Source organism: Chryseobacterium sp. HNCC26DJ238, from assembly GCF_057180465.1.
Genome location: NZ_JBXUGI010000001.1, coordinates 105543 through 118574 on the forward strand (window position 1 = coordinate 105543; position 13032 = coordinate 118574).

Below are 13032 nucleotides of genomic sequence, written 5' to 3' on the forward strand. Positions count from 1 at the left end.
CGCTGTGTAGTTATAATTTTGATTAATAGAAGATACACAAGTATTTTCTATTAATATCAATTAAATAAAAAAATTATGATTTACACAGAAGACTTCTTTTCAGCAACAAGTGTCTACCCTAATGATGACTTAGTTCAACTAGTAGATAGTCACACCAATGAAAATGTCAATTTTAAGAAAACTCTTCAATGGCACAATGGCTCTCCGATAATTTCTGCAGATGGCATTATTTATAGAAAAAGAGGAAACGATTACTATGTTGATGTCGATTGGCTTACAAATCGCACAATTTACGTTAAGAGGTTTGGAGCAAAGGGAGACGGACTAACTAATGATGCGCCAGCAATAAGAAGAATGATTGAGTTTACTCCTGAAAAAGACTTTATTATTGTTTTCGAAAACGCAAAATATCTGCAAGGTGATGGAACTTACGACAGATATGATTTACATCCTACAACAAATTTATATTCTGGTGAAATAAATATTGGGGAAGAGATTTTTTTCAGTTTTAAAGACAAATCAAATTTCGCTATTTATGGAAATGGAGCCTTTGTCATAGCACATCCAAATAATGCACCAATTATAAATGCTCGTGGCTTTGAGTTCTTAAATTGCAGCAATTTTAAAGTTGAAAACCTTAATTATGACGGTTCAAAAAACACCAGAAAACCTGATGGTGGTGATGACTCTCCGTATAATAATCAATCAGGATTTAGAATAACTTCTTGTAAAAAGTACGAATTTTCAGATTGCAGATCAAATAACACCTGTATGGATGGATTTTTAATTGATTCCGACGATCTGTTTACTGCAGGTATAGAGAATTGGAATGAAGACGGGATTATTAGAAATTGCCATGCAGATAATAACTACAGACAGGGATGCTCTGTTGTGGATAGCAAGAGATTAAAAATCATTGGAGGATCTTATACCAATACTGGTAAAACATATGGTACACTACCAAAAGATGGTATAGACATTGAGCAAGGATTTGTATCTAATTTTGGCAGAGGAAGTAGTGACACAATTATAGAAAATGTTTTATTCGAAAACAATTTAGGAGATGGATTAGCTCTTCATTTAGGAACGCACGATTCTACAGTAACCCATTGTATTTTTAAAAATAATCCTTTTTTTGTAGCTCAAGATTGGAATGCTTTAACATGCAATAATACCATTTATAATAATAACTTTTACGATTCATCAATAGTATTAAATGGTGGAGGGGAACACTTTTATTCAAACAAAATATATTTATCCTCAAATTATAATTTCAATTTTGAAATATCATATGAGTATGATCATTTTAATAAAAAAAGATGTCGTGAAACATTAATTTATGATAATTATATTCATCGAGATGCAGGCTCATCTAATATTGGAGATGTACTTGGCATTTTCAAGATTGGAAAGCAGAAAGAAGGGGTAAAAGTATTTAAAAATACATTTATAAATTTAGCATCGAAAGGTAACTTTTTATATATGTATGGTGAAGAGGATAGAAATTTAGAATTTTTTGACAATTTATTTCATAATACTGAAGAATTTTCTATAAATACTAATATGAATCCAAATAATATTTATTATACAAATTCTGACTTTTATTTAAAGAGAGCATATAATAATAAAATAGAAATAAAAGAAATGCCTCCAATGGTTTCTGTAGCTAATATTTGTAAAGGTAACAAACTCATAAAAAGTTTTAATCAAAAGAGAATTCCTTCTGGAAAATTCATAGATGTAACTTTTGATTATATAACTTCAGATTTTGAAGCAAGAGATCTTTACCTAAAGATAACGACAAATGGATATTGGTTTGATAATAATTCAACCAGTAATAAAGAAGAAATAGTTTCTCTTTTAAATCTAAAAACTATAAGTTATACTGACACTATAGCTGATCTTAAAAAACTCCCTATTTCCACAGGCCTCTATATTAAAAACAATAAAGCAACAATTACTTTTAAGCAAAGTAATGAAGATACCGCTATTAATACATTATGGGATTTAGATATTGTAATAGAAATACTTGGAAAATATACTGATGATTTTCCTGTAATATTGTCCGACACTTATGATACAAATAATCAGACATTTATTATAGATTTACCTATAATAAAATCAGAACACCAGACGAATTCAAACGCAATTGATCTCATAAGCCTTCGTAATGATTTTAATAATTTATTAATCAAATTAAAGAATTCAGGTATTATGCAAAATTAGATTGCGAACCTAATTAAATCGCAATACTTGTATTAAATTATAATTCTTTAAATACAAGTTAGATAAAATATCAATGTCCGTTTCAATATCTGAAACGGACTTTTTCAAATATCTTTATTGGTTATATGAATTTTATAAATCCATAAATTTAATATAAATTAGTTGAAAATTATAAAACATGAAAATTATAAAATTAATTATCAGTTTACTGTTTGGACTTATGTTCATTAGTGCAGGATTAAATAAGTTTCTTAACTACATGCCCATGCCGAAACCATCCCCCCAACAAATAAAACTTTTTGCAGCGTTGGAGGAAATCAGTTGGTTAATGCCATTAGTAGGAGTGGTAGAATTAATTGGAGGATTATTATTTATCTTTCCTAAAACGCGCGCACTCGGAGCTATCGTCATCTTACCTGTAATGGTAGGAATTATTCTACATAATTTCATAATCGATAAATCTACTTCCGGAATGGCCATTGCTGGGATTCTTTTTGTAATCAATCTTTGGATGATTATTGATAATAAAGAAAAATATAAAAGATTGATCAGCTGAAAAGTTAATGGTCAATTGTGAGCTCGCCTCGAAGTTGAATTCTAAAAATAAAAAATATCCACAATTGACCATTCATATTAGTTAAACAAAAGCACTGAAACCGGTAATTGACCTTCCCACAATAAGTGAGTTGATTTCCTTGGTTCCTTCATATGAATAGATGGCTTCTGCATCGGCAACAAATCTCGCTACATCATACTCCAGCAGAATACCGTTTCCTCCAAGAACTTCCCTAGCTCTTGAAACAATATCTCTTGTTCGCATAGTACAGAAAACTTTTGCTAAAGAGGCATGTTCATCTTTTAAAATTCCTTCATCCTGCATTTCTGACAACCTGAAAACCATAGTCTGCATAGCCGTTAAATTAGAAAGCATTTCAACCAAATGCCCCTGAATCATCTGGAAGGAAGCAATAGGTTTACCAAATTGCTCTCTTGTCCGGGTATAGTCCAATGCGCTTTCGTAAGCTCCCCTGGCGCAGCCTGTCGCCATCCAGGCAACTCCTGCCCTTGTCATTCTCAACACTTTTGCGGTGTCTTTAAATGAATTCGCATTCTGCAGCCTATTTTCTTCAGTAATGATACAATCTTTCAAGGTAATTAAACCGTTCTGAACTATTCTCAATGCCATTTTCCCTTTGATTTTCTCAACTGAATATCCCGGATTATCCTTTTCAACAATAAAACCTTTCACCTCGCCGTCATCCAAATCTCTTGCCCAGATAATAATCAGATCTGCAAATGTTGCATTACCTATCCATTTTTTCTGTCCATTCAGCATCCAGCCTTCAGGAGTTTTTTTACAGGTGACCGTCAAGCCGCCCGCAGCTCCAGAACCTACTTCCGGCTCTGTCAGGCCAAAAGCACCTATTTTCTCAAACTTCTGCATTTGAGGAAGCCATTTCTGCTTCTGTTCTTCTGAACCGCAAATATAAATTGAGCCCATAGCCAAACCGGACTGGACACCAAAGAAAGTGGCAATCGATGCATCGACCCGTGCCATTTCCATAGCAATAACCCCTTCCATCAGGAAAGGCATCCCTTTGCATCCATAACCTTCATAAGTCACTCCACAGATATCTAATTTCTGAAATTTAGGAATTAGCTCATGCGGAAATTCGTCCCGCAGCCAATAATGATTAACCAAAGGTTTTACTTCTTTTTCCATAAATGTCCTTACTTTCATCTGAACCTCTCTTTGCTCAGGTGTCAAAGTATGATAAATATCGTAGAAATCCCCGTTAATTGGTGGTAATTCTGCTTTTTTCTTATTTGGATCCAGCATTTTCATCATTCCGTTGAGCTGCTTATCATCTAATTTTGAAAAGTTCTCCATGAGCTTTGGAAGGTTTACCTTCTGAGAAATTGAACTCAACTGGTCGAAGTCGATGGATTTAAATAATTCTATGGCGTTTCTGATTTTGGAAAATGTATTAGACATAATTATAAGTGTGATTTAATTTGTAAAAAACAAGCAAAAATCAATCCGAATACCACACACAAAATAATTTTAATTTTACAAATACTTCATTTTCAATTACTTAAACACAATCAAATCATTTACAAGTTTTTTACTTTTCATTTTCAAACATTACAGACGTTTCATCCTCAACTTTGAAGTAAGCAAAACAATAAAAATTAACGAAATGAAAATTCCTTACATTAAATTATCATTGGCAACAGTTCTTTTATTAGCAGTTTATTCATGTAAAAAAGGAGAAGCTTCCGTGAGCGGCTACGAAATTTCAGAAAACGCAGATTCTGCAGCAGTTTCTGAAGAAATTTCTTCTGTAGCGACAATGAAGGTGAAAGACAAACAATTTATCAGAACCGCAGAAGTCAACATGGAGGTGAAAGATGTTTACAGTGCGACAATTTCCATTGAAAAATCAGTCCAGGATCTTGGAGGATTTGTTACTCACAGTGATTTACAGAGCAGAGTAATTTCTGAAGACACTTATAACACATCGAACGAAGAATCGATTCTTATAAAAAAATACCAGACTGAAAATTCTTTACAGGTAAGAGTTCCGACATCAAAATTGGGTGAACTTTTAACATTCATCAATGACAAAAAACTGTTTCTGAATTCAAGACTTATTAATGCTGAAGATGTGACATCCGGCATTCAATATGCAGAAATGGAAGGTGAACGAATTAAAAAGAACAATGAAGATATTTCGGGGCTCAAAACCACAAAAGATAAAGTGAAGATGAGTAATGAAAACAGATCTGAAGACAATCAGCAACAATTTGCCAATCTTGAGATCAATGATAAGCTGAAATACAGCACCGTTGACATTTATCTTAAAGAACCTAAACTTCGAATAGCAGAAATTGCTGTCACGAACATTCAAAACATCGACAATAAATATAAATTTAATTTTATGTATGATGTGAAAAACGCATTTGTGGAGGGGTTTTATTTGATTCAGAGAATTTTTATAGGACTGGTAACCGTCTGGCCCATCGTACTAATTGTTATAGTCACATTTTACTTTTACAGAAAACATCAATCTAAAAGGAAAATAAAACAATAGTCTGCATAAAATACCGGCATCCTAACCTAAGGGTTATCAACATAGATTTTTCATACCTCTGCTTTTTGCAGAGGTTTTTTTCAATCTATAAGATTCAGATAATGTGATGTCACACTGATTGTGAATCAATTTTTAAGCATCAGCTAAAATGATTGCCTGAAATTCCGTAAATTTGCAAATTGAAATTTAATCCATATAATTTTATATAATTAATCCAAATCCTATAACGACTTCTATCTATGTTATCAAAAATAAACCCTACCCAAACCTATAGCTGGAAAGCACTTGATGAACACTTTGCAGATAATGATTTTGAATTGAGAAGCCTTTTTCAATATAACGCAGACCGTTTTACTGAATTTTCTGTGAAGAGAGAAAATTATCTTTTTGATTATTCTAAAAATTTAATTGACTCTAAAACCAAAGAGCTTCTTCTTAATTTGGCAGAAGAGTGCCAGTTAAAAGATGCTGTTTCTAAAATGTTTTCGGGAGATATTATTAACGAAACAGAAGGGAGAGCTGTTTTGCATACTGCATTAAGAGATTTTTCTGATCAGGAGATTTTAGTTGACGGGGAAAATATCAAACCTCAGATTAAAAGAGTTCTTGATCATATGAAATCTTTCTCTGAAAGCATTATCTCAGGAGCACATAAAGGTTTCAGCGGGAAGGAAATCACAGATATCGTTAATATAGGAATCGGAGGTTCAGATTTGGGACCTGTCATGGTCGTTTCTGCTTTAAAACATTTTAAAACACGACTTAACACTCATTTCGTTTCCAATGTTGATGGAAACCACATTGCAGAAGTCACTAAAAACCTGAATCCTGAAACCACTTTATTTATCATTGCATCCAAAACATTTACGACTCAGGAAACAATGACAAATGCAAACTCTGCAAAAGACTGGTTTTTAAAAGCGGGAAATCAGGAAGATGTCGCTAAACATTTTGTCGCCTTATCAACTAATGTTAAAGCAGTTAAAGATTTCGGAATTGCAGAAGACAACATCTTCGAATTCTGGGATTGGGTTGGCGGACGATATTCTCTCTGGAGTGCTATCGGTTTAAGCATTGTACTTTCTGTGGGATATGAAAACTTTGAGCAACTTTTGAAAGGAGCTTCTGATACTGATCAGCATTTCCGTAATACTGATTTTTCAGAAAACATACCTGTTTTAATGGGACTGCTGGGAATCTGGTACAGAAATTTCTACGCTGCTACGACCTATGCAATTTTACCATACTCTCAATATCTGGACAGATTTGCAGCGTATCTGCAGCAGGGCGATATGGAAAGCAACGGAAAATGCGTTGACAGAAACGGCGAGTTTGTGGAATACGAAACAGGCCCGATCATCTGGGGAGAACCGGGAACCAACGGTCAGCATGCCTTTTATCAACTGATCCATCAGGGTACAGAATTAATTCCTGCCGATTTTATCGCTTATGCTAAAAGCTGTAATGCTGTATCTGATCACCAGGATATATTACTCGCTAACTTTTTTGCACAGACTGAAGCGTTAGCTTTTGGAAAAAACGAAGAAGAAGCAGAAAAAGAATTAAAAGATTCAGGAAAATCTGATGAAGAGGTTGAGCGACTTTTAAACTACAAAGTCTTTCATGGAAACACACCTACCAATTCACTGATCATTAATGAATTAACTCCATTTTCTTTAGGTCAGCTGATTGCTTTATATGAGCATAAAATTTTCGTACAGGGTGTCATCTGGAATATTTTCAGTTTTGATCAGTTCGGAGTAGAGTTGGGTAAAGTTTTGGCTAATAAAATCTTACCTGAATTAAAAGATGATGATACTGTTGACTCTCACGACAGTTCTACAAACGGGCTGATCAATTACTACAAATCACATAAATAACCGTTATAGATTTTCATTAATTTTGACTGAAAACCTTACGGAAATATTTTAAAAAAATTAAAAATCAGTTCTGATAAATATGAAGATGATCATGAATTGACGGATGAGATGAAAAAGGTAATTAATAAAGCTTTAATGGAAGATAATCTAAATTTGAAGACGCATTTGAATCTTCGGGTGAAATTTCAGAAAAACGTAGAGTTAAAAATTAAGGTTCCTGTAATTGCACAGAAAATTAGTAATATTCTGCACTCATCAGACCCTGCAAAAAAATCCTTAATCTAATAAAAGTAATATAATTAAAATGGCAGAAATTCTTGACGGATTAAAAGTATCCAAAGAAATAAAAGCAGAAATCAAGGTTGAAGTTGATAAAATTCTGGAGAGCAAAAAAAGAGCACCCCATCTGGTTGCAATTCTTGTAGGAAATAACGGTGCAAGCAAGGCATATGTAAATGCTAAAGTAAAGGACTGTGAAGAAGTAGGATTTAAATCAAGCTTAGTAAAATTTCCCAGCACTGTTTCTGAATCTGAATTACTTGAAAAAATTGATGAATTGAATAAATCAAAGGCGGTAGACGGATTTATTGTTCAGTTACCTTTACCTGAACAGGTTGATCAGGAGAAGATTATTAACGCCATTGACCCAAGAAAAGATGTAGATGGTTTTCATCCTGAAAATTTCGGGAAAATGGCTTTGGAAATGGCAACTTTTCTTCCTGCAACACCATTTGGAATTTTAACGCTGCTGGAAAGATATAATATTGAAACAAAAGGTAAAGACTGTGTGATCATCGGCAGAAGTAAAATCGTGGGAAGACCCATGAGTATTCTGATGGGCAGAAAAGATTTTCCAGGAAATTCAACAGTAACTTTAACGCATTCTTACACTAAAGATATTGAAGAATACACTAAAAAAGCAGACATCGTAATTACCGCTTTAGGTGATCCTCATTTTTTGAAAGGTGAAATGATCAAAGAAGGAGCTGTAATCGTTGATGTTGGAATAACAAGAGTAGATAATGATTCGCCAAAAGGATATTATTTAGCCGGTGATGTAGATTTTGACAGCTGTGCGGAAAAAGCAAGCTGGATCACCCCGGTTCCCGGAGGAGTTGGACCAATGACCAGAGCAATGTTGATGAAAAACACCATTATTGCTTACAAAACTTCAGTCTATAACGACTAACTTAAAATGAATAAAGAAGAAGATATATTGTTAAAAGAAGGTAAAATGCTCCCTGTGATGGAGCATTTTTACACCATTCAGGGCGAAGGGGCACACACCGGTAAAGCAGCTTATTTCATCAGATTGGGTGGCTGCGATGTCGGATGCCACTGGTGCGATGTGAAAGAAAGCTGGGATCCCACATTGCATCCACTGATGAATGCTGAAGAAATTGCAAAAACCGCTGCCCGACACTGTAAAATTGTTGTTCTGACCGGCGGCGAACCACTGATGTGGAATTTAGGTATCTTAACTTCAAAATTAAAAGAACTGGGATGCACGGTCCATATTGAAACTTCAGGAGCTTATCCGATGAGCGGACAGTTGGACTGGATTACCCTTTCGCCAAAGAAAACAGGACTTCCTAAAGAAGAAATCTATCTGAAAGCTCACGAACTCAAGGTAATTGTATTTAATAATAACGATTTAAAGTTTGCCGAAGAGCAGGCTTCAAAAGTGTCAGAAAACTGTCGTCTTTATCTACAGAGCGAATGGAGTAAACGTGATGAAATTTATCCTAAAATCACTGATTTCATTCTTGCAAATCCCCGTTGGCAGGCATCAGTTCAAACCCATAAATATCTGAATATTCCATAACATTTTTATACATTAGCATTGTATACTAAACACCCTTAGATGCAGAGAATTCGATATTCCAGATATTTAAAATCGATTATTATATTGCTGGACCTCCTGGTCATTGCATCTGTATTTATATTCTTTTTTTTAAGTCAGAATAAAGATTTGGTTCATAACAGAGAGATCTGGTCACAAAATTCTTTCTCCATCCTTCTTCTGATTTCCTTCTGGGTCTTATTAAGCGGCAGAACAAAAATTTATAACATCACGCGAAATCTTACCTACACGGTTTTTGTAGAACGCATTATTATCCATTTTCTTCTGTTTATCCTTGGATTGGTTCTTATCAGAAAAGTAAGCAATAACCAGTTTTTTGCGTCAGAACTTACCTGGCTTTCATTTTACTTTCTGTTTTTTATCGTTCTTACAAAATCAATTGTTTATTTCGGAATAAAATACCTTCGTTCACTGGGCGTTAATCATAGAAATGTTATGTTTCTGTATGACAACAATTCTACTGAGACACTTAAAAACATTTTAGAAGAGAGAAAAGATTATGGCTATAAAATATTTCATTATCATTCAAAGGAACTCGATGTTGATAATCTAACTGAATTCTGGAGAAAAAATGGAATTCATACTTTATTCCTACCTGTGGAAACTCCATTTTCAGATCAGAAAAGGGATGAAATTTTCCGGCTAGCTGAAGCCCAGAAAGTTCATGTTTCCCTTATTCCGGACATCTCTCAAAATGATTATTTTTATTTTGACCTGGCATACATCCAGAATCAGCTTGTCTTAAACCAGACAAGATATCCTTTAGATCATTATTCAAATTTTTTAGTGAAAAGAACTTTTGATATCATATTTTCAATATTGGTCTTAGTTTTGATTTGTTCATGGTTGTTTCCACTCATTGCATTTTTTATTAAAAAAGATTCAAAAGGGCCTGTTTTTTTTATTCAGAAAAGATATGGATTTCATGAAGAGGTTTTTAGCTGCATTAAATTCAGAACCATGGTTGTCAATGATGATTCAGCCATAAAAACGACTAGTGACAATGATCAACGTATCACCAAGATAGGAAAATTCCTGAGGAGAACAAGCCTTGATGAATTGCCACAGTTTATAAACGTTTTGAAAGGCGAAATGTCAGTAGCAGGACCCCGTCCTCACATGCTGGCAGTAGACAACTATTATAAACCGAAAATCGGGAGATATACATTGAGAAGCCTTGTCAATCCGGGCATTACGGGTTTGGCACAAATAAACGGTCTGCGTGGAGATGCCGGTAACGTAGAAGTGGAGATGAACAAAAGAATACTGGCTGATGCCTTTTATGTGAGAAACTGGAGTTTTTCAATGGACATCGTAATCATTTTAAAAACCATTATCCTGATAATTGGTGGCGATAAAAACGCCAGATAAATAAATAAAAATAGTCTAATTTAGCAGCATGTTAAAAAAGTTTTTTACAGCCATAGGAGAATACATGATTCTTATTGGTAAATCTCTTCAAAAACCTCAGAAAATGAGAGTTTTCTGGAAGCTTTTCATGAGAGAAATCAATGATCTGGGCGTCAATTCATTTGGTTTGGTGATCTTCACTTCTATCTTTGTAGGTGCTGTAGTGGCCATTCAGATGTTTAATAATTTCGACGCTTCTTCCTTTCCAATTCCAACCTCATTTGTAGGATATGCAACAAAAGCAGTGTTGGTTCTTGAGTTTGCCCCTACGATTATCAGTTTGATTCTTGCAGGAAAAGTAGGCTCATACATTGCATCAACAATTGGAACCATGCGGGTTTCCGAACAAATTGATGCTTTGGATATTATGGGGGTTAACTCACCTAATTTTTTGATTTTACCTAAGATTATCGCATGTCTTATTTTCAACCCTATATTGATAGCACTCAGTATTGTTTTTGGCATCGGTGGTGGCTACATTGCAGGAATCCTTACCGGTAACTGGACTACTGCAGACTATATTACCGGTATACAGATGTATATGCCCAACCTTTTCATCTATTATGCATTTGCCAAAACTATTGTTTTTGCATTTGTTATCGCTACCGTCCCTTCATATTTCGGATATTTTGTCAATGGAGGTTCACTGGAAGTGGGTAGAGCAAGTACACAGGCAGTGGTTTGGACGATGGTATTTATTATTATTTCTGAATTAATTTTAACACAATTAATATTAAGCTGATGATTGAGGTAAAAGATCTTAAAAAAAGTTTTGGTGATGTTGAAGTGCTTAAAGGAATTTCAACAACTTTTGAAAAAGGAAAAACAAATCTTATCATCGGACAGAGTGGATCAGGTAAAACCGTTTTCCTGAAAAGTTTATTAAATGTATACCAGCCCTCTTCAGGTGAGATTCTGTTTGACGGAAGGGATATCAATGTAATGAACCGTGAAGAAAAGCAGCAGTTACGTTCAGAAATCGGCACTTTATTCCAGGGAAGTGCATTATTTGATTCACTGACTGTAGAAGAGAATATCATGTTCCCGCTTGATATGTTTACCAATTTAACCTTCAGAGAAAAGAAGCGAAGAGTCTTTGAGGTAATCGGCCGGGTACATCTGGATAAAGCCAACAGAAAGTTTCCTTCAGAAATTTCAGGTGGTATGCAGAAACGTGTTGCGATTGCCAGAGCTATTGTTAACCATCCGAAGTATCTTTTCTGTGATGAGCCCAACTCAGGGTTGGACCCCTATACTTCCAATGTAATCGACGACCTTTTACTTGAAATCACTAAGGAATATAATACAACAACTATTATCAACACCCATGATATGAATTCTGTGATGACGATCGGAGAAAAAATTGTTTATTTAAGATTGGGAATCAAAGAGTGGGAAGGAAATAAAGACATTCTGATTACAGCAGGCAATAAAAATTTGATTGATTTCGTTTATTCATCAGAATTATTCAAGGAACTAAGGGAGTATTTGCTTGAAAATAATAAAACAACAATAGAAAATACAATTACTAAAATTGACGACAATGAAAAAGATAATTAGTATCGCATTATTAAGTTTTTCAGTTATTGCTTCAGCACAAATTTCTCTTGCAGCCAAAGCTAATGTTCTGATCCCTACAAGCTCAGCATCATGGAAAAACCTTAGGACTGCTGCTACGAATGCTGTAGAGCAAAAAGGCAAGAATATTACAGGTTTCAATGCAGGTCTTTCTTTGAAAATTGATTTGCCTACGAGGCTATTCCTGATGCCTGAAATCTATTATACCAATTTCAGCAATGAAGTAACGGTGGCTAACGACATCAATGCAAACCAGACGACCATCAAGGCAAAGAGCAGCAGGGTTGACATTCCTGTTTTGGTAGGGGTAAGTCTTTTAGGTGATTTATTAAGTGCGTATGCCGGACCTGTTGGAAGTTTTAACCTTTCCAAAAGTGATAATTTTGGCAGTTTTGTGCAAAAAGTTGATGCAAAAGAATTTACGGTAGGATATCAGCTGGGTTTCCAGAGTGAAATTAAGAAAGTAATTATTTCTGCAAAATATGAAGGTGCTTTTTCCAAAGACCAGAGAAAATTCATTAACAGTGTTGCAGGATCTGATCAGCAAATTGATTATGATAACAGATCAAGCTTATTTATGCTTGGTTTAGGATATAAATTTTAATAACATCTTTCTTTCAATACAACAAAAAATCCTCAAATTAAATTTGAGGATTTTTATTTTGATATTCTCCGGGTTCTGTCTGTCTTTGTGCCAGAACTGCGGCCTGCTTTTCTAATTCTTCTTTATCTTTCTGAAGCTGTTTAAGCTCTTTTCTCTGCTGTTCCGCCTTGATAGCAGAACCTTTGCTTACGTAACCTATCATTCCACCGATAATCAGTCCGATTCCAATTCCTGCCATTACTCCCATTACGTGAGAGATTGTAATTCTTTCAACCGTAAAATCAGTTGTAAGATAAAATAGCAATGCTGATACTGCCAAAAGTATAAGTCCGGTTATTGAGATACCTTTCATAAGAGTCAATTTTTGATTACTGA

At 34.5% G+C, this 13032-nt stretch carries 12 protein-coding genes; 10 read left to right on the forward strand and 2 right to left on the reverse strand.

Annotated elements, in window-relative coordinates:
- The first annotated feature begins 75 nt into the window (after positions 1–75).
- Both AC2A07_RS00470 and AC2A07_RS00475 read left to right on the forward strand, forming a co-directional pair.
- Positions 76–2226: a hypothetical protein gene (locus AC2A07_RS00470; protein ID WP_484048726.1), complete on the forward strand. Its 2151-nt coding sequence runs from the start codon at positions 76–78 to the stop codon at positions 2224–2226.
- A 178-nt stretch (positions 2227–2404) separates the two neighbouring features.
- Positions 2405–2782, forward strand: a complete 378-nt coding sequence (locus AC2A07_RS00475) for a MauE/DoxX family redox-associated membrane protein (RefSeq protein WP_484048727.1) — start codon at positions 2405–2407, stop codon at positions 2780–2782.
- An 81-nt stretch (positions 2783–2863) separates the two neighbouring features.
- On the opposite strand, the gene AC2A07_RS00480 is transcribed toward AC2A07_RS00475, so the two are convergent.
- Positions 2864–4222, reverse strand: a complete 1359-nt coding sequence (locus tag AC2A07_RS00480; protein WP_484048728.1) for an acyl-CoA dehydrogenase family protein — start codon at positions 4220–4222, stop codon at positions 2864–2866.
- Between the two features lie 205 nt (positions 4223–4427).
- On the opposite strand from AC2A07_RS00480, the gene AC2A07_RS00485 reads away from it, so the two are divergent.
- The 8 genes from AC2A07_RS00485 (at position 4428) to AC2A07_RS00520 (ending at position 12657) form a co-directional block, all read left to right on the forward strand.
- Complete coding sequence (locus AC2A07_RS00485) at positions 4428–5321, forward strand: DUF4349 domain-containing protein (RefSeq protein WP_484048729.1); 894 nt, start codon at positions 4428–4430, stop codon at positions 5319–5321.
- A gap of 239 nt (positions 5322–5560) precedes the next feature.
- Positions 5561–7201: a glucose-6-phosphate isomerase gene (pgi, locus tag AC2A07_RS00490; RefSeq protein ID WP_484048730.1), complete on the forward strand. Its 1641-nt coding sequence runs from the start codon at positions 5561–5563 to the stop codon at positions 7199–7201.
- Positions 7202–7505: 304 nt separating this feature from the next.
- Complete coding sequence (locus AC2A07_RS00495; RefSeq protein ID WP_314493042.1) at positions 7506–8390, forward strand: tetrahydrofolate dehydrogenase/cyclohydrolase catalytic domain-containing protein; 885 nt, start codon at positions 7506–7508, stop codon at positions 8388–8390.
- A gap of 6 nt (positions 8391–8396) precedes the next feature.
- Complete coding sequence (locus AC2A07_RS00500) at positions 8397–9026, forward strand: 7-carboxy-7-deazaguanine synthase QueE (protein WP_484048731.1); 630 nt, start codon at positions 8397–8399, stop codon at positions 9024–9026.
- 39 nt (positions 9027–9065) lie between these two features.
- Positions 9066–10436 (forward strand): exopolysaccharide biosynthesis polyprenyl glycosylphosphotransferase, encoded by a 1371-nt coding sequence (locus tag AC2A07_RS00505; protein ID WP_484048732.1) that lies wholly within the window; start codon positions 9066–9068, stop codon positions 10434–10436.
- 28 nt (positions 10437–10464) lie between these two features.
- Positions 10465–11217, forward strand: coding sequence for an MlaE family ABC transporter permease (locus AC2A07_RS00510; RefSeq protein ID WP_484048733.1), 753 nt, complete (start codon positions 10465–10467; stop codon positions 11215–11217).
- Positions 11217–12035, forward strand: coding sequence for an ABC transporter ATP-binding protein (locus AC2A07_RS00515; RefSeq protein ID WP_162088067.1), 819 nt, complete (start codon positions 11217–11219; stop codon positions 12033–12035). The genes AC2A07_RS00510 and AC2A07_RS00515 overlap by 1 nt, the downstream gene beginning before the upstream one ends.
- Positions 12019–12657 carry an outer membrane beta-barrel protein gene (locus AC2A07_RS00520; protein ID WP_484048734.1) on the forward strand — a complete coding sequence of 213 codons (639 nt, stop codon included), beginning with the start codon at positions 12019–12021 and terminating at the stop codon, positions 12655–12657. Before AC2A07_RS00515 ends, AC2A07_RS00520 begins: the two co-directional genes overlap by 17 nt.
- 37 nt (positions 12658–12694) lie before the next feature.
- Here AC2A07_RS00520 and AC2A07_RS00525 read toward each other — a convergent pair whose 3' ends face one another.
- Positions 12695–13009 carry a hypothetical protein gene (locus AC2A07_RS00525; protein ID WP_484048735.1) on the reverse strand — a complete coding sequence of 105 codons (315 nt, stop codon included), beginning with the start codon at positions 13007–13009 and terminating at the stop codon, positions 12695–12697.
- Between the last annotated feature and the right edge of the window lie 23 nt (positions 13010–13032).